At 66.2% G+C, this 26,377-nt stretch carries 20 protein-coding genes, 1 tRNA gene and 1 pseudogene; 11 read left to right on the top strand and 11 right to left on the bottom strand.

What is annotated here, in order from left to right; all coding sequences use genetic code 11:
- Nucleotides 1–35: 35 nt before the first annotated feature.
- Together arsB and PGN37_RS05995 are read right to left on the bottom strand one after the other, a co-directional pair.
- Nucleotides 36–1,510 (bottom strand): annotated as a pseudogene (gene arsB, locus PGN37_RS06000) (ACR3 family arsenite efflux transporter).
- Between the two features lie 10 nt (nt 1,511–1,520).
- Nucleotides 1,521–1,907: an ArsI/CadI family heavy metal resistance metalloenzyme gene (locus PGN37_RS05995; protein ID WP_335330326.1), complete on the bottom strand. Its 387-nt coding sequence runs from the start codon at nt 1,905–1,907 to the stop codon at nt 1,521–1,523.
- Between the two features lie 105 nt (nt 1,908–2,012).
- Here PGN37_RS05995 and PGN37_RS05990 point away from each other — a divergent pair, with 105 nt between their 5' ends.
- The gene (locus tag PGN37_RS05990) at nt 2,013–2,372 is read left to right on the top strand and encodes an Rv2640c family ArsR-like transcriptional regulator (protein WP_335330114.1); all 360 of its coding nucleotides are present in this window, start codon (nt 2,013–2,015) and stop codon (nt 2,370–2,372) included.
- A 15-nt stretch (nt 2,373–2,387) separates the two neighbouring features.
- Here PGN37_RS05990 and PGN37_RS05985 read toward each other — a convergent pair whose 3' ends face one another.
- Nucleotides 2,388–2,639 carry a hypothetical protein gene (locus PGN37_RS05985; RefSeq protein ID WP_335330113.1) on the bottom strand — a complete coding sequence of 84 codons (252 nt, stop codon included), beginning with the start codon at nt 2,637–2,639 and terminating at the stop codon, nt 2,388–2,390.
- A 28-nt stretch (nt 2,640–2,667) separates the two neighbouring features.
- Between PGN37_RS05985 and PGN37_RS05980 the strand changes: the two genes are divergently transcribed.
- Together PGN37_RS05980 and PGN37_RS05975 are read left to right on the top strand one after the other, a co-directional pair.
- Nucleotides 2,668–3,072 carry an LpqN/LpqT family lipoprotein gene (locus PGN37_RS05980; RefSeq protein WP_335330112.1) on the top strand — a complete coding sequence of 135 codons (405 nt, stop codon included), beginning with the start codon at nt 2,668–2,670 and terminating at the stop codon, nt 3,070–3,072.
- A gap of 126 nt (nt 3,073–3,198) precedes the next feature.
- The gene (locus PGN37_RS05975; protein ID WP_335330111.1) at nt 3,199–3,903 is read left to right on the top strand and encodes a hypothetical protein; all 705 of its coding nucleotides are present in this window, start codon (nt 3,199–3,201) and stop codon (nt 3,901–3,903) included.
- A gap of 58 nt (nt 3,904–3,961) precedes the next feature.
- On the opposite strand, the gene PGN37_RS05970 is transcribed toward PGN37_RS05975, so the two are convergent.
- A complete protein-coding gene (locus PGN37_RS05970) occupies nt 3,962–4,201 on the bottom strand; it encodes a hypothetical protein (protein WP_335330110.1) in 240 nt (79 codons plus the stop codon).
- Between the two features lie 87 nt (nt 4,202–4,288).
- Entirely contained in the window at nt 4,289–5,173 is an 885-nt protein-coding gene (locus PGN37_RS05965) for an endonuclease/exonuclease/phosphatase family protein (protein ID WP_335330109.1), read from the bottom strand.
- Nucleotides 5,174–5,339: 166 nt separating this feature from the next.
- Here PGN37_RS05965 and PGN37_RS05960 point away from each other — a divergent pair, with 166 nt between their 5' ends.
- Both PGN37_RS05960 and PGN37_RS05955 read left to right on the top strand, forming a co-directional pair.
- Nucleotides 5,340–7,373, top strand: a complete 2,034-nt coding sequence (locus PGN37_RS05960; protein ID WP_335330108.1) for a toprim domain-containing protein — start codon at nt 5,340–5,342, stop codon at nt 7,371–7,373.
- 10 nt (nt 7,374–7,383) lie between these two features.
- Nucleotides 7,384–9,522 carry a DNA gyrase subunit A gene (locus PGN37_RS05955; protein ID WP_335330107.1) on the top strand — a complete coding sequence of 713 codons (2,139 nt, stop codon included), beginning with the start codon at nt 7,384–7,386 and terminating at the stop codon, nt 9,520–9,522.
- Here PGN37_RS05955 and PGN37_RS05950 read toward each other — a convergent pair whose 3' ends face one another.
- Nucleotides 9,523–9,942, bottom strand: a complete 420-nt coding sequence (locus PGN37_RS05950; RefSeq protein ID WP_335330106.1) for a pyridoxamine 5'-phosphate oxidase family protein — start codon at nt 9,940–9,942, stop codon at nt 9,523–9,525.
- 145 nt (nt 9,943–10,087) lie between these two features.
- Between PGN37_RS05950 and PGN37_RS05945 the strand changes: the two genes are divergently transcribed.
- The 4 genes from PGN37_RS05945 to PGN37_RS05930 all read left to right on the top strand — a co-directional run bounded on the left by PGN37_RS05945 (nt 10,088) and on the right by PGN37_RS05930 (nt 15,387).
- On the top strand, nt 10,088–10,711 hold the full coding sequence (locus PGN37_RS05945; RefSeq protein ID WP_335330105.1) for a TetR/AcrR family transcriptional regulator: 624 nt from the start codon (nt 10,088–10,090) through the stop codon (nt 10,709–10,711).
- Nucleotides 10,712–10,786: 75 nt separating this feature from the next.
- On the top strand, nt 10,787–12,259 hold the full coding sequence (locus PGN37_RS05940) for a flavin-containing monooxygenase (protein ID WP_335330104.1): 1,473 nt from the start codon (nt 10,787–10,789) through the stop codon (nt 12,257–12,259).
- Nucleotides 12,256–13,110: an SDR family NAD(P)-dependent oxidoreductase gene (locus PGN37_RS05935; RefSeq protein ID WP_335330103.1), complete on the top strand. Its 855-nt coding sequence runs from the start codon at nt 12,256–12,258 to the stop codon at nt 13,108–13,110. The genes PGN37_RS05940 and PGN37_RS05935 overlap by 4 nt, the downstream gene beginning before the upstream one ends.
- A 177-nt stretch (nt 13,111–13,287) precedes the next feature.
- Nucleotides 13,288–15,387 carry a hypothetical protein gene (locus PGN37_RS05930; RefSeq protein ID WP_335330102.1) on the top strand — a complete coding sequence of 700 codons (2,100 nt, stop codon included), beginning with the start codon at nt 13,288–13,290 and terminating at the stop codon, nt 15,385–15,387.
- 8 nt (nt 15,388–15,395) lie between these two features.
- Here PGN37_RS05930 and PGN37_RS05925 read toward each other — a convergent pair whose 3' ends face one another.
- The 3 genes from PGN37_RS05925 to PGN37_RS05915 form a co-directional block, all read right to left on the bottom strand.
- Nucleotides 15,396–15,665 carry a hypothetical protein gene (locus PGN37_RS05925; protein WP_335330101.1) on the bottom strand — a complete coding sequence of 90 codons (270 nt, stop codon included), beginning with the start codon at nt 15,663–15,665 and terminating at the stop codon, nt 15,396–15,398.
- A complete protein-coding gene (locus PGN37_RS05920; protein ID WP_442932868.1) occupies nt 15,665–15,994 on the bottom strand; it encodes a nucleotidyltransferase domain-containing protein in 330 nt (109 codons plus the stop codon). The genes PGN37_RS05925 and PGN37_RS05920 overlap by 1 nt, the downstream gene beginning before the upstream one ends.
- Before the next feature lie 1,135 nt (nt 15,995–17,129).
- Nucleotides 17,130–17,324, bottom strand: a complete 195-nt coding sequence (locus PGN37_RS05915) for a hypothetical protein (RefSeq protein ID WP_335330346.1) — start codon at nt 17,322–17,324, stop codon at nt 17,130–17,132.
- Between PGN37_RS05915 and PGN37_RS05895 the strand changes: the two genes are divergently transcribed.
- Entirely contained in the window at nt 17,257–24,066 is a 6,810-nt protein-coding gene (locus tag PGN37_RS05895) for an Ig-like domain-containing protein (protein WP_442932867.1), read from the top strand. The two genes, PGN37_RS05915 and PGN37_RS05895, sit on opposite strands and share 68 nt — an antisense overlap.
- 215 nt (nt 24,067–24,281) lie before the next feature.
- Here PGN37_RS05895 and PGN37_RS05890 read toward each other — a convergent pair.
- Nucleotides 24,282–24,355, bottom strand: a tRNA-Pro gene (locus PGN37_RS05890).
- A gap of 100 nt (nt 24,356–24,455) precedes the next feature.
- Here PGN37_RS05890 and PGN37_RS05885 point away from each other — a divergent pair.
- Complete coding sequence (locus tag PGN37_RS05885) at nt 24,456–25,934, top strand: cryptochrome/photolyase family protein (protein ID WP_335330100.1); 1,479 nt, start codon at nt 24,456–24,458, stop codon at nt 25,932–25,934.
- Here PGN37_RS05885 and PGN37_RS05880 read toward each other — a convergent pair.
- Nucleotides 25,914–26,377 (bottom strand): sulfite exporter TauE/SafE family protein (locus PGN37_RS05880; RefSeq protein ID WP_335330099.1); only part of this gene is annotated, 464 nt, incomplete at its 5' end. The two genes, PGN37_RS05885 and PGN37_RS05880, sit on opposite strands and share 21 nt — an antisense overlap.

Here is a 26,377-nt window from a genome sequence, read left to right as displayed (position 1 = left end):
CCGAAGGCTGCGGTGGGGCTGGGAACGCCAGGCGGTCAGGTGCTCAGGTCGTCGACGAGTGCGCGAACCCGCCGAGCGATGTCGTCGCGGATCAGCCGCATGCGCTCGATTCCGTCGATGCCCCTCTCGGACGGCTCGACGGTGTCCCAGGTCTCGAAGCGAGGGCCGGCGACCTGCTCCACACGAGCCTCGCGGCCGAGTACGACCAACACGTCGGCGTCACGAATCATGCTCGCCGAGATCGGCTTCGGCGTCTCACCGCTGAGGTCGACGCCCACCTCCGCGAGGGCCTGCGACGACAACGCGTTGACATGGTCGCCTGGTCGCGTGCCGGCGGAAGCGACGATGACGGAATCGCCGGCGAGCTGACGGGTGAGGGCGGCCGCCATCTGCGACTTGCCGGCGTTCTTGACACACACGAACAGCACAGAGGGCCTCATGCTGTTGTCGACTCGGGTCGGGCTGCGGCGAAGCGGCGGCGCAGCGCCAGTGACACATAGACCAGACCGATCAGCACGGGTACCTCGATCAGCGGGCCGACGACCCCGGCGAGAGCCTGCCCCGAGGCGACGCCGAACGTCGCGACGGCTACCGCGATCGCGAGCTCGAAGTTGTTGCCCGCCGCGGTGAATGCCAGCGTAGTCGTGCGCTCGTATCCCAGACCGAGTGCGGCGCCGATGAGATATCCACCGCCCCACATGATCGCGAAGTAGGCCAGCAGCGGCAGCGTGATGCGCACGACGTCAAGGGGCCGGCCGATGAGCTGATCGCCCTGCAACGCGAACAGGACGACGATGGTGAACAGCAGCCCGTACAGCGCCCAGGGTCCTACTCTCGGCAGGAAGACGTGTTCGTACCAGTCACGCCCTCTCGTCCGCTCCCCCAGTCGGCGCGAAAAATAGCCTGCTAGAAGCGGAATGCCGAGGAAGACGGCGACGGATTTCGCGATCTGCCACGGCGAGGCGTCGATGCCCGTCTGTTGCAGGCCGAGCCACCCGGGCAGCACCGACAGGTAGAACCAACCCAATAGGGCGAACATGAGTACCTGGAAGACCGAATTCAGGGCCACCAGTACGGCGGCTGCTTCCCGGTCCCCGCAGGCGAGGTCGTTCCAGATGATGACCATGGCTATACACCGGGCCAGCCCGACGATGATGAGACCGGTGCGGTACTCCGGGAGGTCGGGCAGCAGCAGCCAGGCCAGCGCGAACATCAGCGCAGGCCCGAGAACCCAGTTCAACACAAGGGAACTGAGGAGCAGCCGGCGGTCGCCGGTCACGGTGTCGAGTCGGTCGTAGCGCACCTTCGCAAGAACCGGATACATCATGACCAGAAGCCCGAGGGCGATCGGCAGCGAGATGCCCTCCACCGCAACACCGTTGAGGATCGCGTCCAGCCCGGGCACCAGCCGGCCGAGCAGAAGCCCGGCGGCCATGGCGATGCCGATCCACATGGGCAGGAACCTGTCGAGAAACGAGAGCTTCTCGACGACGCCGGCCTTGTCTGTCACGAGTGGGCCATCAGCAGCGGGCGCCGAAGGTGTCCGAATCGGCGAGCACCGTGTAGACCTCCCAGCGCTCCCCAGCGGGACCGCTCACCCACACCTTGTCCTGGGTCGCGAAGCAACAGGTGGTGTTGATCTCCTCCTCGGTGAACAGCCCCTCGCCGGCGAGGCGGTCGATCTCGCTGTGCACGGTGTCGCTCGAATCGACCTCAACACCAAGGTGATTGATCGTGCCACCGCGGCCGGGGTTTTCGAGCAGCACGAGCTTCACCGGCGGCTCGGCGACCGCGAAATTCGCGTAACCGGGCTTCACCTTCGCCGGCGCGGTGTTGAAGAGCTTGGAGTAGAACGTGATGGCCTCGTCGAGGTCGTCGACGTTGAGTGCGAGCTGGATGCGGGACATCGAGGACATACCTGCCTCCCTACCTGTACGACGTATGTCGAAGTTGCGACGACGGCCACGATGCCACCTTTGTGATGAATGTCAAGATGGTGACACTATGAGTGGGTGCCCAAGAGCTTGCCCACCATCGACATGTCCGGCCCGGTGTGCTGTGCGCCAGTGGCGTCGGGTCCGATGAGTGATGATGATGCGCTGCAGGTGGCGCTGCGTCTGAAGGCGCTGGCAGATCCCGCCCGAGTGAAGATCATGTCGATGTTGTTCAGTTCATCGGCCGGTGAGGAGAACAGTGGCGCGTTGGCGGCGGCGCTGGGGTTGACCGAGTCGACCGTCAGCCACCACCTCGCACAATTGCGTCGCGCCGGGTTCGTGGCATCGGATCGCCGCGGCATGAACGTCTTTCATCATGTCGCGCCCGATGCGCTGGGCGCTCTGTGCGCGGTGCTGGACCCGAACTGCTGCAGATAGCCCGGCGAGCTCGCCTCAGGTGTGGGTCGCCTCGACGGTGACACCCCGTATACGCTTTGCGGCCAGGCGCAGCCGCCGCGCTGACAACTGCGCGTCCCACACCCGTTCCCCGGTTGCGGCCGCGATGGATTCGGCGTGGTTGACACAGGCCAGCGCGTCGGCCGGGCCGCGGTGCAGCTCCGTCGCGTCGGCGAGCAGTCCGTAGTAGAGCGGGCAGAAGATTCTGCGGCCGCCCTGCTCGTGGAGGTCCAGCGCGCCGCCGGTCAACCTGCCGGTCCCCGACGGCTGGGAGGTCGTGCCGCCCGAGCAGACACCCGATTACGCCTACGGTGCGATCGTCTACAACGGGCCCGAGTTCGCCGACGACCAGCCCAACATCATCGCGCTGATGTCCAAGCTGACCGGTGACGTGGATCCCCAGCAGATCATCTCGCTGGCTCCGGGTGAGCTCAACAACTTCCCCGACTACCAGCCGGGGAACCCCGGTTCCGAGAGCACCCTCGGGGACTATCCGGCCTACGTGCTCGGGGGCAGCTACACCCGCGATGGACAGACGCGGGTCATCGCGCAGAAGACGGTGGTGATCCCGGAGAACGACGGACTCTACGTTCTGCAACTCAACGTCGACGGCCCGCAGGCGGCAGGCGATGTGATCAGCGCGGCCACGGACAAGATCGACAGCGACACCACGATCGGCTGACGGTCTCGCCCCGGGGCGAGAGGGGCAGATCTTGACCACTGCGCTTGCGAACAACTACCTTCCCACTTAATCAAGATTAAAAATGTGCGGGTGTTCACCGCTCGTGCGTTGGGAGGGTAGGGATTCGTGAGTCCTCGCGTGCTGAAACTGTGTGCTCTCGGCGGGCCGGCCGCAGTCGTGGTCACCCTCGCGGGTTGGCTCATCGCCGGGATGCTGCCCCTACCGCTGGGTCCGGGTGCGCCGATGTCCGAGGTGCGCGCGTTCTACCTCGAGCATCCCACCCGGACCGGGGCAGGGTTCGTCCTCGCGTCCCTGGGCATCGTCTTGTACGCACCACTGGTCGCCACCATCAGCATGCATCTGCTGCGAATCGAGGGACGGCGCCCCGTACTGGCGCTGACCCAGCTGGCCACCGGAACCGCCACGCTCCTGCTCAACCTGTTGCCGATGTTGTTGTGGGCCATGGCCACATTCCGCACCGACCGATCCGATGACACGGTGCTGCTGCTGCACGACATGGGCTGGCTCATCCTGTTTCCCGCCATCATGCTGTTCTGTCTGCAGAATGCGTCCATCGGAATCGCCGTTCTCAGTGGTCAAACCGTGTTCCCGCGCTGGGTCGGCTATGTGAACTTCTTCGTCGCCGTGTCGTTCATCCCCGACATCTTCGCGTTCTTCTTCCACAGCGGCCCCTTCGCCTGGAACGGGGTGCTGGTGTTCTGGTTGGCGCTGACCACCTACTGCATCTTCCTGTTCACGATGTCCTGGGCGTGCCTACAGGCGAACAGGGCTGCCACAAAGGACTTCGCCGAGGTACCCGTTCTCGCCTGAGTGCCGCAATCTACTGGCACACAGCGCAACTCGCGCCAGATGATGAGAGGGCTACCAGCTATGCCGACCTGCTGGCCTGGTGCGCTCCCCCATGCTCAGCGCCGAAGGCGTCATAGGCAGCAGCGATCGCGTCCGCTTCGGCGTCCGGGTGGTCGTAGGCGATGGCGTTGATCGCTTCGACCGTGGCAGGGCCAAGACCGCAGTCGCGCGCCGCCGCTCGTCCGTGCGTGAGGGCGCTGTTCAGCAGAACCTGGAAGTTGACGCGCAACTCGTCGTTGGACGGCACAGGGGTAGCCATTGACGCCAGCGTAGACGGCTCCGCCCGACCGGGCGGCGCTGGACGACGGAGTTTTCCCAGAGTTCATGCGGCCGCAATGCCGGCGCGTCAGTCGGTGCCTGCGACGTGTTCCAGCCGGCACAGCAGACCGAAGTGATCGGAGGGGAAGACGCGGGGCAACGTGGGCGAGATCGGCCCGGTACCCAAAAGTTGGATGTGCGCCGGTGCCCACCGGTCGCCCTTGACCAGGACGCGGTCGAACCGCTCCTGTCTGCGCTTGTTCTTCTTGTCGCTGAGCATGAGGTTGATGGACGTGTCCTCGGTGAACCCCTCGTCGGAGGGATGGAGCGTCAGCCACGCGTCGCGCAACGATGCGGGCAGCGTGAGCGCTTCGGCGGTGCGCAGGTTGAAATCTCCCAGCAGCACCGCGTTTTCGGCGGTATCGACGGTACGAAGAACCGTGGCGAGCTGGCGGGCGCGGAGCTCCGAAGCGGTCTTGCCGCTCGCCAGGTGCAGCGAGCAGATCGTCAGCGTGCGTCCGTTGATCGTCAGGTTCGCCTGGAGCAGGCCGCGACCGACACTGCGTGGCAGATGGGTGTAGACGGCGTGCGACACCGGCAGCCGCGACAGGATGACGAGCCCGTACCTGCCGAAGTCCTCGCCCGTGGCCGCCACGCGGACGTAGTGCAGTCGAATCCACGGTTGCGCGAGGAACACCTCGAGTGCCACGGGCGTCATCTCCTGCAGTGCGATGACATCCGGGGTGTGCATCTCGAGCAGGTCGGCGATGGCCTGGTACCGCGCCGTCGCGTGGTAATCGCCGAACCAGACGTTGAACGTCGCGAAAGTCACATCGTCGCGCTCCACAGAGGGCGACGTCTCGACGGCGACCCATCGCTGTCTGCGCTCGTCGAACCCGGTGACGGTGATGACCCGCTGCGGGCGCAACGTCCATGTCAGCCGCCGGCGCTGGCGGGACAGAAAGGCGCGCATCGCGCCATGGTGTCAGACTGTCCGGGCATCCTTTGACCGCCGCACCTGGGCCGTCGTCCCCTGATCACCGCCACAACCCGGCGGCTGAGCTGCAGATCCACGAGGAAGTCGGATCCGCCGTCTACCATTCCACCGATCGGCGCCCTCCCCATGGAAAGGACGAGACGTGAGTTACACCGCCGCTGACATCACCGAGCTCGACGATGTCCAGCACACCCGCCTGCGGCCGGCGGTCAACCTCGGTCTGGACATCCTGAACACCGCGTTGCGTGAACTGATCGACAACGCGGTGGAAGAAGTGGCCGATCCTAGCCATGGCGGGTCGGCCGTCACGATCACCCTGCACGCTGACGGGTCGGTCAGCGTCGCCGATGACGGCCGAGGCCTGCCGGTCGACACCGACCCGGCCACCGGCAAGAACGGCATCGTCAAGACCCTGGGCACTGCGCGCGCCGGCGGAAAGTTCTCCGCGCATGCCGATGCCACCAGCACCGGCGCCGGCCTGAACGGAATCGGTGCTGCAGCAGCAGTTTTCATCTCCGCCCGCACCGACGTCACGGTCCGCCGCGGCGGGAAGACCTATCTACAGAGCTTCGGTGGCGGCTATCCCGGCGTGTTCGATGGCCAGGACTTCGATCCCCATGCGCCCTTCACCCGCGCCGACACCCAGAAACTGCAGGGCGTCGGTAACCGGAAGCCGAACGCCCACGGCACGACCGTGCGCATCCTGTTCGACCCGACCGTCGTGCCCGATTCCACGATGGACATCTCAGAGGTGCTGTTGCGCGCCCACGCGGCCGCGCGGATGTCCCCCGGCGTACACCTGGCCGTCGTCGACGAGGGCTGGCCCGGCGACGAGGTGCCGCAGGCGCTGCTCGAGCCGTTCGACGGCCCCTGGGGCACCGACACGCTGCTCGACCTCATGTGCACCGCGGCCGGCGCGCCCGCGCCGGTCGTCCGGGCAGGCGTGGAAGGCCGCGGGGAGTACACCACCGGCCGTGGCCCGACACCGTTCCGCTGGTCTCTGACGGCAGGCCCCGCGGAGCCTGCCACCGTGGCCGCGTTCTGCAACACCGTGCGCACACCCGGTGGCGGATCGCACTTGACCGCGGCGATGAAGGGCCTCTCGGAAGCTCTGGCCGACCGGGCGTCGCGTATTCGCGACCTGGGCCTAGCCAAGGGTGAAGAAGGCCCTGAGGCACAGGATTTCGCCGCGGTCACCGCGCTGGCGGTGGACACCCGTGCACCCGATGTGTCGTGGGATTCGCAGGCCAAGACGGCGGTCTCGTCGCGGTCGCTGAACGTGGCGATGGCACCCGATGTCGCTCGCAGCGTCACGATCTGGGCGGCCAACCCCGCCAACGGTGAGGCTGTGTCACTGTGGACCAAGCTGGCGCTCGAGTTCGCGCGGGCGCGCCGCAGCGCCGAGGGCGCCAAGGCACGGTCGCGTGCGGCATCGAAAGCCAAGGGGCTGGGCACCAATCTGTCGCTGCCACCGAAGCTGCTGCCCAGCAGGGAAACCGGCCGGGGCTCGGGAGCCGAGTTGTTCCTCTGCGAGGGCGACTCAGCACTGGGCACCATCAAGGCCGCCCGCGACGCGACGTTTCAGGCAGCTTTCCCGCTGAAAGGCAAGCCGCCCAACGTGTACGGCTTCGCCTTGAGCAAGGCGCGCGGCAAGGACGAATTCGATTCGATCGAACGGATTCTCGGCTGCGGCGTGCGTGACAGCTGCGATCCCGAGCAGTGCAGGTATGACCGGATCCTGTTCGCCTCCGACGCCGATCCCGACGGCGGCAACATCAACTCGAGCCTGATCTCGATGTTCCTGGACTTCTACCGTCCGCTCGTCGAGGCCGGCATGGTCTACGTGACGTTGCCACCGCTGTTCGTGGTGAAGAACGGTGACGAGCGGGTCTACTGTCAGGACGAGTCCGAACGGGACGCGGCGGTGGCCCAGCTCAAGGCCACCTCCAAGAAGCGGGTCGAGGTGCAACGAAACAAGGGTCTCGGTGAGATGGATGCCGACGACTTCTGGAACACCGTGCTGGATCCCCAGCGGCGCACGGTGATCCGCGTCCACCCCGACCACGACGAGGCAAAGCTGCACCACACGTTGTTCGGTGGGCCGCCCGAGGGGCGCCGCACGTGGATGGCCGAGATCGCCGCCCGCGTCGACACCTCCGCGTTGGACCTCGACTAGGAGTACTGAAGTGTCTGCCACCCTGGACATCCCCGAACAGAACCCCGACCTGGTGCTCGATCAGAGCGCCGACGACTACTGGAATCACTACCAGCTGACCTTCGCGCTCTACAGTGTCAGCGACCGCGCCATTCCGTCGGCGTTCGACGGGCTCAAACCCGGCCAGCGGCGCCTGCTCTACCAGATGCACGACTCGCGGCTGCTGCCCGGCAACAAGCCGCAGAAGTCGTCGAAGGTCTGCTCGGCGGTCACCGGCAACCTGCACCCCCACGGCGGCGCGTCGATGTACGGGGCGGCAGCCCTGATGGCCGCCGAGTTCCAGCGCGTGAAAGTCATTGACGGACAAGGCGCATTCCCCCGCATCCAGGGCGACATCCCCGCCGCCGACCGGTACACCGAGATGCGGTTGTCGGCCCCGGGGGCGGCGCTGACCGCCGAACTCGACGACCACGCCGTGCCGATGGTGCCCACGTTCGACGGTGAATGGACCGAGCCGACGATGCTGCCGGCGCAGTGGCCGGTGCTCCTGTGCAACGGTGCCGTCGGCATCGCCGAGGGATGGGCCACCAAGGTCCCGGCCCACAATCCCCGCGAGGTGATGGCCGCCTGCCGGGCCCTGTTGAAGACTCCGAACATGACCGACGACAGGTTGGTCAAACTGATCCCCGGGCCCGACTGGGGGTGCGGCGCCACCGTCGTCGGCACCACCGGACTGCGTGAGTACATCACCACCGGCCGGGGTGCGTTCACCGTCCGCGGCACGATCCACATCGACGGCAAGAACTGCATCATCACCGAGCTGCCGCCCGGTGTTGCGAGCAACACTGTGCAGGAACGGATTCGGGCGCTGGCCGAGTCCGGCGAGATGTCCGGTGTCGCGGACATGTCGGACCTCACCGACCGTCGCAACGGGCTGCGCATCGTGGTCACCGCCAAGCGCGGCCACAACGCCGAAGACATCCGCACGCAGTTGCTGGCGCTGACGCCGCTGGAGTCGACGTTCGCCGCCAGTCTGGTCGCGCTCGACGAGAACCGGGTGCCCCGCTGGTGGTCTGTCCGTGAATTGATCGCGGCGTTCCTGACGCTGCGGGACTCGGTGGTGCTGCACCGCAGCGAGTACCGGCTGGAGAAGGTCACCGCCCGTCGGCACCTGGTGGCCGGCCTGATGACCATCCATCTGGACATCGACGCGGCGGTCGCGGTGATCCGCGGCTCCGACACCGTCGACGAGGCCCGCCAGGGTTTGCAGGAGCGGTTCGGGATCGACGCCGTGCAAGCCGATTACGTTCTGGCACTGCAGCTTCGACGTCTGACCAAACTCGACGTGATCGAGCTGCGGGCCGAGGCGGAGAAGCTGGACGCCGAATTCGCGGCGCTGACCGAGCTGGTGACCGACCCGGATGCCCGCCGGAAGGTGATCGACCAGGAACTCGTCGAGACGGCCAAGCTGTTCAAGGGGCCGGAGTTCGACCGCCGCACGGTGCTCGATGCCGAGGCCACGCCCGTCACGGCGAGCGGGGACGACGACGGTCCGCGGGAACGCAAGGTCAACACCGCATGGCGGCTCGACGATCGCGGGGTGTTCTCCGACAGCCACGGTGAGCTGCTCACGTCCGGTCTGGGCTGGGCGGTGTGGACCGACGGCCGGGTGAAGTTCACCAACGGAAACGGTCTGCCGTTCAAGATCCGCGATATCCCGGTGGCGCCGGACATCACCGGGCTGGTGCGCTCCGGCGTGCTGCCGGAGGGCTACCACCTGGCGTTGGTGACGCGGCGCGGCAAGATCCTGCGGATCGATCCAACCGCGGTCAACCCGCAGGGCGCGGCAGGCAATGGCGTGGCCGGCGTGAAGCTGGCCGGTGACGGCGACGAGGTCGTCGCCGCGCTACCCGTCTCCTGCGCCAACGGCGAGGCAATCCTGTCGCTGGCCGAAAAGAGTTGGAAGGTCACCGAAGTCGCCGACATTCCGGTCAAGGGTCGCGGTGGCGCGGGCGTCGGTTTCCACCCGTTCACCAAGGGCGAGGACGCGCTGCTGGCCGCGTCGATCTCGGCGACCGGCTATGTACGCGGCACGCGGGCGGTGCGCGCGGAGAATCGCGCGAAGGCGTCGATCAAGGGCGCGGGAAGCGACGTCGTACCAGCAGGCTGATCAGTCGCCGTACTGCCAGGACCGCGTGCGCACAGGCGTGACGTAGATGTAGGCCGAGCCCGGTCGCGGCTCGGTGGGCAGTTCATCTTCCGGCACGCCGCGCCTGCGGGCGCCGTGGCGCGCGAGCTCCACCGCTTCGGCGCCGCGGACCACGCGGGCGTGGCCCTGGATCATGACGCCGCGGATGTCGGACATGGTGGACCCGTCCTCGAGCATGACGCTCACCTTCGGACTCGCCTCGATGTTGGCGATCTTGCGAGTGCGATCCCGCACACCCATGACGATGTCGTCGCCGAGCCGGAAGTATCCCAGCGGCACGGTGTGCGGGAAGCCGTCCTCGTCGATCGTGGTCAGGGCCGCCCAGCCGGGCCGGCTGTCGAGGAAGGCCTTGATCTCGTCGTCAGTGAGTGTGCGTGGCATGACCTGAGATTACTTGCCGAACGAGTTGCTGGGCGTTGCCGTTTCGAGGGTCTCGCGTAACGGAAACTTCGCTGGGGCTCTGCAGCGCCACACCCACCACGCACCCACGGCATCGCATCGCGCCGACAGCGGCGACAATGGTGTCGTGCAGGGACAACGCGCGTACGGAGGTGTCAGCGCCGACGAGCGCACGGCGCGCCGCCGCCGCCAACTGCTCGACGCCGGCCTGTCGATCTTCGGCTCGCGGGGCTACCGGGCGGCCACCGTGCGTGAGGTCTGTCGTGAGGCCAAGGTCGCCGATCGGTATTTCTATGACGAGTTCCGCAGCATGGAGGAACTCCTGATCACGGTCTACACCGAATGCCTGGACCGGCTCGAGGCCGCGGTGGCCGACGCGCTGGGCAGCTCAGAGGCACTCGGCGAGAAGGTGCGCTCCGGCCTGGAGTCCTTCCTTGAGGTGGTGGCCGACGACCCCCGTCTGGCTCGTGTGGTCTGGTTCGAGGTCCTCGGTGTGAGCCCAGCCGTCGAGCAGACCTATCTGGGCCGCATGGCGCGCTTCGGCGAGCTCCTCATCGGTGCATCGGCCCATCCGCTTTCGCTCCCACGCGCCCAGGAACCGTGGGTCGCCGGCGCCCTCATCGGCGGTATCAGCCACGTGGTGATGACGTGGGTGGCCGCCGGCCTCGCCGCGCCCCGCACAGACGTCCTCGATGCGCTCGAACTGTTCCTCAACAGCGTGGCCGCGAGGATCAGCCCCGAGGACACGTGATCTGAGTCACCTTCGATGGTGCTGACCCCCGAACCCGCTAATCTGATGACACTCATCATCACTTTTACCTCGGGGGTGAGTTCGATCAACGAAGATCCTGAGCAGCACCGCGCCGTCATCATCGGCAGCGGGTTCGGCGGCCAGTGCGCAGCGATGACTCTGCGCCGCCTCGGCATCGACGACTTCGTCATGCTCGAACGGCGCAGCTTCGCCGGCGGAACGTGGTGCCAGAACTCCTATCCCGGCGCCGCGGTGGACGTGCAGTCCCCGCTGTACTCGATCGCATCGGAGCCGTACTCCTGGACACGGATGTTCGCCGAACAGACCGAACTGCAGACCTACACCAATGACGTCCTGGACAAGCACGGGCTGCGCCCGAAGATCCGCACCGGCGCCGAGGTCATCGAGGCGCGGTGGGTCGACAACGGCTGGACCGTCTCGACCGCCGACGGGCGGGAATTCCGTGGACAGTATCTGATCAACGCCTCCGGTCCGCTGAGCACGCCTGTCGTTCCTGAATTCGCGGGCCGGGAATTGTTCGGCGGCAAAGCCTTTCACACCAACGACTGGGACCATACCTTTGACTACCGCGGCAAACGCGTCGCGGTGATCGGCTCGGGTGCGAGCGCTGCCCAGGTCATCCCGGCCATCCAGCCCGATGTGGCGCAGCTGCACGTGTTCCAGCGCACCCCCCACTGGGTGATGCCCCGCCACGACCGGGTGTTCACACCGTGGCAGCGTCGACTGCTGGGCAACCGCGCGGTCCACAAACTCGTGCGCACCGCCATCTACTGGAGCCTCGAGACCAGGATGATCGGGTTCAAGTACTCCCGGTGGGCACTGAAGCGCGTCGCCGAGGACAAGGCGCGCGCACTGATCGCTCGGCAGGTCACCGATCCCGAACTTCGCGCCGCCGTCACCCCTGATTACACCATCGGCTGCAAGCGAATCATTTTGTCCAACACGCTCTATCCCGCTCTCGGCGCGCCGAACACCACCCTGCACGACCGCACCGACGGGATCGACCGGATCACGGAGACCGGCATCGTCACCACCGGCGGTCACTACGTGGACCTCGACCTGATCGTGTGGTCCACCGGATACGACGCCACCGACGGGGTCATCTCCTACCCGGTCGTGGGGGCGCGCGGCGTGAAGCTGACCGACCTGTGGCAGGAGTTCCCCCGCGCCTACCTCGGTACCACCATGCCGGGATTCCCCAACTTCTTCGTCGTCACGGGCCCCAACACCGGAATCGGCCATACGAGTGCGGTCTTCGTGATCGAGGCACAGATGGAGTACATCCGACGCGCCATCGGCGCGGTCGAGCGCACGGGGGCGACGGCGATCGAGGTCACCGACGCCGCCGAGGACGCCTACACGACCATGGTTCACCGGGAGATGACGCGCACCGTCTGGCACACCGGCGGCTGCCAGTCCTGGTACAAGTCGAAGTCTGGCCACGTCATCGCGATGTTCCCCGGCTTCTCGTTCACCTTCCGCCGGCTGGCGCGCCGCTTCCGGCCCGAGCACCACACCATCCGATGAGCCGCGCCGGGCGGATCAATCTGAGCACGTCGGTGGCCCTGGTGACCGGTGCTGCCGGAGGTATAGGCGCGGCGGTGTGCGAGGAGCTGCACCACCGGGGTGCATCGGTCGTCCTCGTCGATCTCGAGCAGGACCGTGTCGATGCAGTGGCCCGGCGCCTGGGCGCCGAGCGGACCCTTGCCATCGGCACCGACGTCACCGACGCCGACGCGATGCTTGCGGCCGTCTCTGCTGCGCGGGACGCCTTCGGCGCCCTCCACGTCGCGATCGCCAACGCCGGAATCGCCAGTGGGCCGCGAGCATTCACCATCGCCGGTGCCCCCGACGGGGTCTTCGAACGAGTCATCGGGGTCAATCTGCAGGGTGTGTGGAACACGGTGCGGGCAAGCGTGCCCGCGGTGATCGACACCGGCGGACACATCCTGCTCACATCCTCGACCTACGCGTACATCAACGGCCTGGCCAACGCTCCGTACGCCGCATCCAAAGCTGCTGTGGAATCGCTCGGGCGGTCGCTGAGGACCGAGCTCGCTGCCTACGGCGCGTCGGCCGGAGTTCTGTATCCGGGGTGGATCGCCACTCCCATCGCCGACGTCGCGTTCGGCGGTGACGACCTCGCCACTGAACTCGTCCACCGGGCCACCCCTGCCCCGCTACGCAAACCCATCCCGCCGCAACGAGTTGCGCGAGCGGTGGCCGACGGTATCGAGCGGCGCTCCCCTCGCATCCAGGTGCCTCGGCGATGGATCCCGGTGGCGGCGCTGCGCGGTCTGGTCAATCCCCTCGTCGACCTTCGGATGGAACGCGATCCCGGCATCGCCGCACGAGTCCGCCGGCTCGACCATCGCTGAGCCGCCTACGTGTTGACGGCCGTTCCCAAGCCGGCCGAGCGCGCGTGGCATGACCTGAGATTACTTGCCGCTTGTCCTTCACAGGTTGTTCCCTGAGTGGTTTGCTGGATGGGCCGCAGGAGGTGCGCGATGATGCGTGGAAATCACATCGGCCGTGTAGGTGCATTAGCCGTTGCGTTGGGAATCGGTTGGGCGATCGTCGGATTGGCTGGGACGGCCCACGCCGAGCCGGATGGATCGACCGCATCGGCCGGCACGTCACAGCGGGCCGACGCTGACGCCGGCGCCAAGAGCACCGACAGACCCGTGCGCACCCGCGTGCACAAGCGCGTCACCGCCGATGCCCCGACGACGAAGAGACGCGTGGGCACCGCACGCAGCACCGCGGCCGACAGCGATGCCGCTGATGAACCGGCAGTAGCCGTCGAGCAATCCGTCGCTCCGAAGCCCAGGTCAGCGACGGCCCACAGGACGCTGTTCTCACCCAAGCCGGCCCCGGAGCGCCCGGAGAGTCCGAAAGCCCCGGCGGCCTCGCCGCTGCTGTGGACGATGCTGGGTTCCGCGCGGCGAGACGTCGGCGATGTCCAGGCTGCTGTCTCGTCCTCCGAGCTTCCCGCGGAGGCCTTCGAGGCTCCCGTCGTCGCCGCGAACGGCACTGCATATCAAGTGACCCGCGAACTGAGCGCGCCGGGTAAATCGACCACCCACGTCTACGTCCTCGACGAGGACGCGCAGGTCGTCGCGACCAGCCGCGACATCGCCGGATATCCCTTCTATGGTGCGGCGCGTCCTGACGGGACGTTGGTCGTGATCACCCAGAACCAGCGCGGCAGCCGCTCCACCGTCTCAGCGGTCGACAGCACTGGTGCCGTCACCACGATTGCGACGCTGAAAGGTGCGCCCGACAGGAAGATACGCGTCGGGGCAGATGGTGCGCTGTACATCAGCACCGATGTGCCGACCTTCGGCCTGCCGGGAGCGACCCGCCCCTACCGGTTGGTGAGGATCGCCCCGACCGGTGGTGCGCGAAGCCTTCCCTACGACACGGCTGTCGAGCTCAGGCCTGACGGGAGCGCCTACCTGGTGTCCACCCAGGGCGGGTTGTCGACGTTGCGAGTCTTCAGTGCGACTGGTTCGACGAAAACCATTGCGCTGCCGTATGGTTCGGACCCCAGCGACCCGATCGTCGGTGACGACGGCACGGTCTACGTCACCGCCGGCGTGAAGGGGCTGTTCGGCAGCAAGACCACTCGCGTCTACACCGTGAGCGGGACATCGAGCACGGTGCGTACCGTCGACGGGCTTCCCGGGCGGACCGTGGTCACTCCCGACGGCGTCTATCTCGAGACGTACACCTACCCCGGCTCGACTGACGACGGCACCGGGACGACGCTCATCTCGAAGATCACTGCCACAGCCGTGGACACGTCGGACGTGATCGACGGCCGCATCGCCGGCTTCCGCATGCAGGTCGCCGCGGATGGCACAGTCTCTGCGCCCCTGGCTGTTCCGGCGACGTCGTTGACGACCCCGGTGGCGATCGTCGCTCCCGACGACACCGTCACCGTCGTCGCGCTGCCCGGGTCGCCGGCGCAGGCGGCCTCGGCGGAACCCGTGTCGCCCGCATCGACGACTGTGGGCTACGTCAACTACATCGCGGGCGGAACCGAGCACGTGGCAGTGCTGAACACCGACGGCACCCTCGCGCGCACCATCGACCTGCCGGCAGGTGCGTCCGGGACCTCTCTGGTGTTCGGTCCCGATGGCTCCCCGTACCAGCTGCTGCGCTACATCGGGCCTGATGGGTTTGTCTCGGCCTACCAGGTGCTCGCGCTCACGACCGATACGTTGACCGCCGAGACGCTCGGACTTGCCGGAGACATCGAATTCGGACCGGACGGGACCGGCTATCTCGAGGTGCAGGGCAGCGGCGGCGCATGGAGCATCCTGGGCTTCGACTCGGCAGGAAACACCGTCATCCCGTTGAGCCAGTTCAACAGCCTGACGACCACCACCACGGAAGACCTCGAGCGGCAGGTGTTGACGTTCGCCCCCGACGGCACCGCCTACGTCATCAACAACGACGTCGGCCCCACAGCGAGTGTCTACGCGCTGACGCCGTCGGGCGCTCAGAAGGTGCTGGAAGCAGCGGGCAGATCCAACACTTCGCAGAGCTTCCTGTCGGAGTTCACTCCGAACGGAATCGCATACGTGAAGCTCGGGACTGCCACCCGAGACACGCTCGTCTACAGCTTCGCGGCGCTCACCGGCGTCTGACCGGACCGTCAACGTCCCGAAGCCACTGCGCGCCTGGCCAATTCGACCAGGTGCTCCGCGGCGCGGGTCATGCGTCTCAGCCCGGCGGGGCTCAGGTCCTGGTGGGTGTAGGCAGCCTTGTTCTTCAGATTCAGAAGCCTGTTCAGATGCCGTTCCGAACCGCTCGCCGCCTGCTTGGGCAGTTCTTCCCCTACGAGATCGGCCGCGGACATGAACTCATTCGCCTTGAACATGCGGCCCGCGGTGACCACGGCATCACAATCGCGGCGTCCCGCCATCAGGATGGTCTGGCCGTCGGGGCCCGCAACTGCGCGGTGAACCAACTTCGCGTTCCCTTGACCGTCAGGCCGTGCCTGGCGATGTAGCGGAGGAGGGGTTCATCGCCGGCGGCCGCGATGGCGAGATCGGTCTCGGTGTACTCGACGACCCAAGCGTCGTTACCGGTCCACGCGGTGACCAACCGGGCAAGCTCCGTGAGCCGCTGATCCCAGTCGTCGTCGTCGACCCCGAGACCGTCAGGGGAAGCGCGCACCAGGAGAAGGTCGATGTCGCTGTTCACGGTCATGCGCCCGGTCGCAGCGGATCCGAACACCGCAGCGTATTTCACGTCGTTGCCCCAGCCGCTCACGTGAGCCTCAAGGCGTTCGACGAAAGACGCCGACCTGGCGGCACTGAGCGCTCGGCGATGCCGCACTGCGCTCACCCAGTGATCAAGATCGCCCTGCACTGGAACTTGTTTGCTAAAACAAGTTTCCCGCGTGTTTCTTCGATGTCAGAAATTTTTCTGTGTGTTCGAGGTACTTTCCCAAGAAGGATTGACGACAAAGTCAATTCTTCGACGATCGGGGGACCGTCATGGGTAGTTCACGTTACGTGGGCCGGGTCGGAACGCTGGCTGTGGCGCTGGGCATTGGTTCCGCAATCGCTTGTCCGACGAGCATCGCCTGGGCGGATCCCGACACCACGAACTCGTCGCGCACCGACACTGCCGGCGAGAATGAACGCGCCTCGAGCACCCCGGCTACGGGCTCGGCCGTGCAAAACCAGCCGGCGGAAGGCCGCGATCCACAGTCCGCGGAATCATCAGCCGCCGAACGCGATTCAGACGTCACTCAAGGTGAAACTGAAGAACAAGCAGTCGAGAACGACGAGTATTCGCAGCTGCCCGATGAGCCGGGATCATTGGAGACTAAAGACGACGACAGCACGATCAGCGGTGTGCCAGTCGAGGGCGATGAAGCGACCACTGTCGTTGACGTCGTTGGCTCGGAAGACCCCTCAGCGGAGGCGCCTCCCGTGGACGCGCCTCGTGCGACGGCTACCGGAAGCAAGCGCCCCCCAGTCGCGAGGAACGCGGAAGCAGTTGCTCGACCAGAACTCTCGCCTATCGCCCGCGACCACCTAGCCGCGACATCGACCGAGCTCGTCGATTATGGCACCGTCGACACCGACCTGCCTCCGCAGCAGCTGGGGAATCTAACGGAGATCATCGGAGGCCGAGTCGTCAACCGTCTGTCCGCGAATCCGACGGGTGACGCGTCCTCGGCAGCACCCTCATCCATGTCGTCGGCCACGTCGGTGGTGATGGCAACGATGTCGGCACTACTAATTCCGGGCGGGTCGAGTGCGCCCGCAGTTCCAGTGGAATCGCCATTGTTATGGGGTCTCCTCGCGTTCGCGCGCCGCCAATTGACGTCGGCCCGCGGTAGCGCAGAGTCGGCGCCCATCCAAACCACTAGCAGTCAACTGCTGAGCACGGCCGCCGGCAACGCCGATCCCGTGCCGGGCCCGACCGCGGTGGGCGCACCGAGCAGCTCCAACGGCGCGGTGCGCGGCCGGGTGACCGCCACCGATCCGGAGGGTGGCCGCCTGAGGTTCAGCGGGTCCACCACCACCGCCAAAGGATCGGTGCGAGTAACCGCCTCCGGAACATTCACTTACACCCCGACCGCGGCGGCACGACACGCCGCCGCGGTCCCCGGAGCCGGTAGTGCTGTCACCACCGACGCCTTCACCGTCACCGTTGCGGACCGCTCCGGCGGCACCGAGACCATCCCGGTCACAGTCACCATCAGCCCGAAGAACGTCAGCCCGACCCGACTGCGCGTCAGCGCAGGCACCCCGAACGCAGTCACCGGTGCGGTCACTGTCGCCGCCACTGCCCGCGACAGCGACGGCGACACGTTGACCTTCACCACGCCCGCCTCGACCGGTAAAGGCACCGTCTCCTACAACGGCAATGGAAGCTTCACCTACACCCCCACTGTCGCCGCCCGCAACGCCGCAGCGGCCGCCGGCGCGCCAGCCAGCGCCAAGAGCGACGCCCTTGCTATCACCGTCAGCGACGGGCACGGCGGAACGACGACAACGACTCTGAACGTGGCCATTTCGCCACTAACCGCACCGCCGAACCGCAACCCAGCCGGAGGCACGTACACATCAGGCGAACCCAGTTCGGCCTCCGGTACGGTCAGTGGCCAGGTCAGTGCCACCGACCCTGACAACGATGCACTCGTCTATGGCGGGCCAACCACTTCCACCAAGGGCGGCGTCGTCTCCGTCAGCGCGAACGGTGCTTTCACTTACACTCCCACCGCCGCAGCTCGGCACGCCGCCGCGGCCACCGCGGCGACTTCAGCCGACAAGTCCGACAGTTTCACCGTCACCGTCACCGACGGCAAGGGTGGCAACTTGACCGTGCCAATCTCGGTCCCGGTATCCCCTGCCAACGTCGCGCCAGTCGGGAGTTTCAGTGCTGGACAACCGAATCCGAGTACCGGTGTCGTCACGGGCGCGGTGACCTCCACCGACGCCGACGGAGATGCACGTACTTACAGCGGCCCGACGACGTCAGCCAAAGGCGGTGCGGTGCAAGTAAACGCCGATGGCACGTTCACCTACACCCCGACGACAGCTGCTCGGCATGCCGCGTCCGCCGATAACGCGCCGGCGTCGGCGACCACTGACACCTTCGTCGTGACCGCCGCCGACGGCCACGGTGCGCTGACCCCTGTCATGGTTTCGGTCACCATTGGAGGCGCGAACGCCGCGCCCACGAACGCCACCGCTACCGTCAGCAACCCCAATACCGCGACGGGTGCGGTCACCGGAACTGTTACCGCCACCGACGCCGACGCCGACACTCTCAAGTTCACCGCCCCCGCCGCCACGTCGAAGGGCTCACTCATCCTCGACACCGCAACCGGCGCCTTCACCTACACGCCCACTGCGGCCGCTCGTGCCGCCGCCTCGTCGGCCACCGCCACCGCCGCCGACAAGGCGGACGCATTCACGGTCACCATCGCCGACGGCCACGGCGGCACCATCACCAAGACGATCAACGTCTCCATCCTCGGCTCCAATAACGCGCCCGGCGCGGCCGTCGCCACCGTCGGGAACCCGAATCCGACCACAGGCGTCGTCACCGGAACCATCACGGCCATCGACCCTGACGGCGATTCATTGACCTACAGCGCGCCTACATCAACGTCCAAGGGATCAGTGACGGTCAACGCGGCCACCGGCTCCTTCACCTACACCCCCACCGCCGCAGCGCGATACGCCGCCGCCTCCCCGACAGCGACCGCCGCTGACAGGGCCGACACGTTCACCGTGACAATCAGCGACGGCCGCGGCGGAATAGCCACGAAGAGCGTGGCGGTCACGGTTGCCGGTCAGGCCGCCGCTCCGTCGGGCCTGTCGCTGAACATCACCGGCACCAACGCAGACACAGGTGTCGTCACTGGAACCGTCTCGGCGACCGATCCGAACGGCGACCGACTGACCTACACCGTGGCCGCCCAGCCCACCAACGGGACACTCGTCTTCAACGCCTCCACTGGCTCGTTCATCTACACACCCCGACTGCTGGCTCGACTGAACGCCAATCAGACGCCCGGAGTGGACACCGACAACTTCACGGTCACCGCGAGTGATGGAACTCTGACGACCACGACATCCCTTGCGATGCCGATCATCCCGGCCCACTTCTTGGTGGACAACGACTCGCTGGCGACCGGCCCGAACTCCAATTCTGTCGCTTTCAGCCCGGACGGCACTCGGGCCTACATCACCAGGGACTCGTACACAGGAGACCCCGGCGCCGTGTATGTCATCGACACCGCGACCAACACGATCCTCGGATCCCCGATCACCGTTGGCTACAGACCTCAAGCACTCGTCGTCAGCCCCGACGGAACGCGCCTGTACGTCAGCGGAATCGGCATAAACGCAAACCGCTCGACCGCCGCGATCACTGTCATCAACACAACCACCAATTCCGTGATCGGAAGCCCGATATTCGTCGGACCCGCCTCGAGCTCAGCGTTCGGCATCGCCATCACCCCTGATGGCGGACGCCTCTACGTCACCGACTTCGACAACGGCAACATCACGGCAGTCAACACGGCCACCCGGACCGTGGTCGGCTCCCCGATCTCGCTGGGCCGATGGGCGTGGGGTGTGGTCGTGAGTCCGGACGGCAAATTCGCCTACGCGACCTCCTCGAATGCCGCGCCCGGAAGCCCCGGCAAAGTCTCCATCATCAACACCGCGACCAACACCGTGGTCGGCACCATCCCGGTCGGCGCATCTGCCCGCGGCATCGCCCTGAATTCAGACGCCACCCGCGCCTACGTGAGCAACTACGGCGACGGGACCGTCACCGTCGTCAACCTGACCACCAACAGCGTTGTCGGCAGCCCGATCTCGGTCGGCATGAGGCCGGTCGGAGTCGCCCTCAGCCCCGACGGCAGCATCGCGTACGTGACCCGGTTCGCCGACCAGACGCCTCTGCTCGTCGCCATCGATACTGTCACGAACACGGTTATCGGGACGCCATTCATCGCCGCTGACAACAGCTTCGACGGCTATGCGGCTCAGCAAATCGCGACCAGCAAGGCCGCCAACAGAACCTATTCCATCTCGCTCACCGACGGAACGATCTCGATCATCACAGTCGGTTCGGTCGCAAACAACGGAAAGCCCATCGCTGGTACACCGTATCTGACAACCGACAGCGCCGGTGTCGTCACCGGCTCCGTACCTTTCACCGACCCCAACGGGGACACACTGCGTTACACCGCAGCTCCTGGCCTCAAAGGCACCGTCACCATCGATCCCGTTTCCGGGGTGTTCACTTACACGCCCAGCCAGGCGACACGTCAACGCGCCGCGACGTACAACGCCACAGCAGCCGACCGAGAGGACATCGTCGTTGTCCTCGCCGACGACGGGAACGCCGGCGTGACCGCCGTGAGCGTCACCGTGCCGGTACGTCCAGCGGAAAGCGGGGCGAACAACCAAGCGCCCATTGCGGGCAACCCAGTGCTCGGCACCGCCGATGCCGTCACCGGGGCGGTCAGCGGCTCAGCCGCATTCAGCGACCCCGACGATGACACCCTGCACTACGAAATATCGGAGTTCGCCCAAAAGGGCACTTTAGGAGTCGATCCCACAACCGGAGTTTTCACCTACACGCCCTACCTCGATTATCGACACATCGCCACCACCCCCACAGCGACCACCGCCGAGAAGACGGACACATTCACCGTAACCGCCAGCGACCAATGGGGACACAGCACCTCGGCCACTGTCACCGTCACCATCAGCCCCTACAACAGCGCACCGACGTTCCAGCTCGCCCAGGTCGATACCGCTGCGTTGTCGGGCACTGTGAGCGGCAAGGTGTACTTCTACGACAGCGATTACCGACCGACCAACGACACCCTGTCGTACACGGCAACGACCTCGAGCAGAGGTAGCGTCACGATCAACAGCGCCGGCGACTTCACTTACACGCCGTCTGCCGCCGCGCGCAACAAAGCGGCATCGCCCACCGCTCAACCTGCCGACCTGTTCGACTCCATCGTTGTCACCGTGAACGACGGACACGGCGGAACAGCGTCCACCACCGTTCTCGTAGCCATACTCCCTGCGGGCGTCACGCCGAACCGCGGGCTCACCAACTATGGCGGCTACACGGTTACTTCTGAGAACAACACCACTGGGGCCACTACGGGCACACCCGCATTCTTCGATCCCGACAACGACACCTTGAGGTACTTCACCTCCGGTGCGGGCAGGGGCACCGTATCGGTCAGTCCCACAACCGGTGCATTCACGTACACCCCGAGCGCGCAAGCACAGCATGACGCAGCGATGGCCTCCGACGATGGACGCGACACATTCACCATTGTTGCTGTCGACGGTCACGGCAATGTCGCCGTCATGCCCATCTCGCTGGCGATCGGCACACAGAACACGAAACCGTTGTTGGGGTCCACCACCTTTGGCAATGCCGATCCCATCACGGGGGCCATCATCGGCAAGGTCACGGTGACCGACCCCGACAACGACACCCTCACCTACGTCGGCCCCGCGACGACCGCCAAAGGCAGCGTGACAGTAGATCGCCAGACCGGCGCCTTCACCTATACCCCCGCACCCGCAGCACGCTTTTACGCCGCCGCTGCCGGCGCCACCGCCGACGACAAGACTGACAGCTTCACCATCACCGCCTACGACAATCGCGGCGCCTACGTCAGCACTGTCGTCAGCCTCACCATCAGCCCCTCCGCCGCACCGAACCGTGCGCCAATCCAGATCTCACCGACCACCGTCGGCACACCCGACCCGACTACCGGCGCGGTATCCGGTCACCTGCACCTCACCGACCTCGACCAGGACGGACTCACCTTCAGCTTCGAGCCGATCGCTGGAAGCCGCTCCGAGGATGGCGTATTCATCGCCGACGACGGCCGGTTCACCATCGACGGCCAGACCGGGAAGTGGACCTTCGTACCCACCGACGCGCGCCGACACGAGGCCGCCGCCGATGACGGACGCCCCGATATCTATTCGTTCCACTGGACCGCCACCGACACACGTGGAGCAAGCATCAGCGGCGACATCTCCGTCCCCATCACACCGCTCAACGCTGCGCCTGCAGTCAACTACGCCACTCAAACCCGCGATCCCTCCACCGGCGTCATCACCGGCCGGTTCACCGCTCAAGACACCGACGGTGACTACCTGAAGGTCTCGGTGAGTAGACAACCCGCCGGAGGAACTGTTGTCGCGCAATGGGTTGGCGGCTCCACCTATCAGTGGACTTATACACCCAACGAGCTCGACGCCTATTACCGCCCAGATTTCACGCTCACCGTGACCGACGGGCACGGCGGTCAGTCCAGCATCTACGAAACCGCCGACAAGCAGGCACCAACATCAACTGCCGCACCGATCATTACCGACACCAGCACCAACGCGCCCACCGACGCTGCCACTGGTGCGGTCAGCGGAAAGATCTTCGTTCCCGGCTCGGCAGGACGCACCCTCACCTACACACGCACCGTCGACGCAGGCAAGGGAACCGTCTCCGTCAACCCCACCACGGGCGCCTACACCTACACTCCTACAGTCGCCGCCCGACAGAACGCCGCAGCCGTCAACGCGCCCGCCAGCGCCCTGACCGACAGCTTCGTGGTGACGGTCACCGAAGGTGGGCAGACTGTGTCGGTAATGACGATCGTCGTGCCGATCAGCCCTCTGAATCGACGACCGGCGACCACCATTGCAACGGACCCGCCGGACGGCAACGGCGTCGTCCGCGGCCGCGTCACAGCCGTCGACCCGGACGGTGACGCCCTGACCATCAGTGCCGCCGCGACCAGTCGCCTGCACGGCAGCGTCAGCTTCACGGGTGACGGTTCGTTCATTTACGAGCCCGACCTCGCGTACCGCACTTACGCCGCGTCGCACCCCGGCACCACGGACTTCTTCGTGGTCACCATCACCGAGGCCAACGGAAGGTCAAGCCTGGTTCGTGTGCCGGTGACGATCGCGCCTCTGAACCTCCCACCGGCCCCGCCGACGCCGGTGAATCCACCGACCTACCCGCCCGCCCCGGCTCCAACCAACAATCCTGGTCCTGGATCGCCGGTCACCAACCCGAACCCTCGACAACCCAAGGGACCTACGGTTGACGACGTCTTCAAAAATCCCAACCGCATCGGCGTGATCAACGCCGCCATTGAGGTGACCACCACGAAGCAATACGAGCAGAACATGCACGACGGCGGATGGGGGGTCGGCGCCACGATCTACCAATACAGCGCGGTGACGGTCAAATACTCTGCAGACAAGCCGGCCGCCCCGGGCGACGTGTACGTCCTACAGATCAGTGAAGGCCATGTCACCGGTTTTCAACTGCTCAAACCGGGTGAATCCGCAACGGGTCGAGACGTCTTCTGGAGCTATACCTCCCTCTCGGGTGGCGGCTACGGCAATCCTGATCGAGTGGTCGTCGTGACATTCGCTGCAGGAACCTTCCCCTATCGCTACTGGCCCGGAAGCACACCGAATAATGGCGGCGACCCGGTGCGCGGTCCCGACGACCCCACTTGGACGCCGTACAGCGACATCGAGGATGAGGTAGCCAACGTCCTGGACTGCTACCGGAGAGTCAGCTGCCTTCTCCCCATCGGCGCCAAAACCGCAGAGATTGCAGCCAATTTCGGGCCCGGAATGCAGGGCTCACAGAAAGCGAAGATCATTGCCGACCTAGTCAAGCAAGCCGTAGACGAACACCGGGATCAGCTCCTCGGAGAGGACGCCGAGGCCGCCGCCAGGCAACTTCTACAGCAGTGCATTGATGGACTGGGCAACAGCGCGACCTGACTGGAACCGAGTGGGAGTAGGAAGGCGCAACGTTCGTCGCGATATCGGCCGGACACCGTTGCAGGACGCGGGACAGCGCCGCAGGAGACAGCGCACAGCCAGTGCAGCGTTCTTCGGTAACGGTAGGGGGTGCTCGCGTCGTCATCAGAGGGAAGCGCACTGCTCGCGTCTTGAGGACAACCCGCTCCGACACTGGTCAGAGCGGGTTTCGAAAGTCGGGCTGACAGGATTTGAACCTGCGACCACTTGACCCCCAGTCAAGTGCGCTACCAAGCTGCGCCACAGCCCGCGTGCCTCCCGGGATCGCCGGTCAGCGGTCGAAAGCTTACAGCAGGGTTACCCCCGGCTCCCAACCGCGTCGTCGCGTCCTGCGCGGGTATCACTGACGGATGAGTGACACTCCCCTGTGGCTGTTCGCCGACCAGCTCGGCCCGGCCGTCTACGGCGGCGAGCACGCCCATCGCGAGGTGTTACTGGTCGAAGCCACCTCGGCGCTGTCCAAGCGCCGCTATCACCGCCAAAAGCTGCATCTGGTCCTCTCGGCGCTGCGCCACGCCGAACGCGACCTCGGCGACCGCGCAACCCTGCTCAAGGCCGACACCTACACCGACGCACTCGAACAGTTCGACCGCCCCGTCCTGGTCCACCAGCCCACCTCGCACGCCGCCGAGCGCTTCGTCGACCGACTGCAGAAGCAAGGGCTCGTCGAAGAGGTGCTACCCACGCCCACATTTGCGTTGCCGCGCAAGGACTTCGAGGAGTGGGCCGGAAACCGCACCCGCTTCCGGATGGAGGATTTCTATCGCGATCAACGCCGCCGCTTCGACGTGCTGATGGAAGGCGCCGACCCCGTCGGAAAGCGCTGGAACTACGACGAGGACAACCGCGAGTCCCCGCCGAAGAAGCAACAGCACCTCGACGTACCGGCCCCGTACAAACCCCGCGAGGACGACATCGACGAGCAGGTCCGCCGCGACCTCGACGCGATGGATCTCGACACCGTCGGCGCCGACGGCCCTCGGCTGTTCGCCGTCACCCCCACCGAAGCCAAGAGGGCGCTCAAGCGCTTCATCGACCACCGGTTGGAATTGTTCGGCCGCTACGAGGACGCGATGATGGGCGGCGACTGGGCCATGTCTCACTCCCTGCTGTCGGTGCCGCTCAACCTCGGCGTGCTGCATCCCCTCGATGCCGTCGAGGCCGCCGAGCGGGCCTACCGCGACGGCAACGCTCCCCTGGCCGCCACCGAGGGCTTCATCCGGCAGATCCTCGGCTGGCGCGAGTACATGTGGCATCTCTACTGGCATTTCGGGCCCGACTACACGAAGAAGAACGAGCTGAAAGCGCACACGAATCTGCCGAGGTGGTGGGCCGACCTCGATGCCGACGCCGTCACCGCGGCCTGCCTGCACGACGCGCTCGAAGGGGTGCGCGACCGCGGCTGGTCGCACCACATCCAACGGTTGATGATCCTCGGCAGCCACGCCCTACAACGCGGCTACCGTCCCGACGAGCTGACCGAATGGTTCGCCACCGCTTACGTCGACGGGTTCCGCTGGGTGATGCCCACCAACGTCGTCGGCATGAGCCAGCACGCCGACGGTGGGCTGTTGGCCACCAAGCCCTACACCTCGGGTGGCGCCTACATCAACAAGATGAGCGACCACTGCGGCGACTGCGCATTCGATCCGAAAAAGCGCCTCGGCGAGGATGCTTGCCCGTTCACCGCCGGCTACTGGGCCTTCACGCACCGCCACCGGGATCTGCTCGCCAAGAACATGCGCACCCGCCGCGCGGTGTCCTCGATGGACCGCCTCGGCGATCTCGACGCCGTACTCGAGCAGGAGTCAGCGCGGGAGCACTTCTGAGTCCGGTTCGCCGACAACCACCGGCAGAGACTTCGGCGCCCGCGAAACCCGCCACGCGTAAACCACCAGCGACATCCACGCCACCACGATCAGCGTGTAGATGGCCGTCGACCACGGCCACTGAATGTCGAAGAAGTGCACCAGCTTCTGGCTGTTGGTCAGCACGATGACCCCACCGACGCCGGTGCCCAACAGCGCAGGGCTGATGCGGCTCACCAGCCACGCCGCGATCGGCGCGGCGATCACGCCGCCGACCATCAAACCGACGACCACCGGCCAGTTCTGGAAGAACTCGTCGCGCAGCCCGATCAGGAAGCCGATCGACGCCGACACCGACACCAGGAACTCCGAGGCGCTCACCGAACCAATGACGGTGCGCGGCGCCGTCTTTCCGCGCGACAGCAGCGTGCTGGTGGTGACCGGGCCCCACCCGCCGCCGCCGG

The organism is Mycobacterium kyogaense, assembly GCF_036946525.1.
Classification (GTDB): domain Bacteria; phylum Actinomycetota; class Actinomycetes; order Mycobacteriales; family Mycobacteriaceae; genus Mycobacterium; species Mycobacterium kyogaense_A.
The sequence above is the reverse complement of the archived record's forward strand: the minus strand, read 5'-3'. Positions and strand labels throughout refer to the sequence as shown.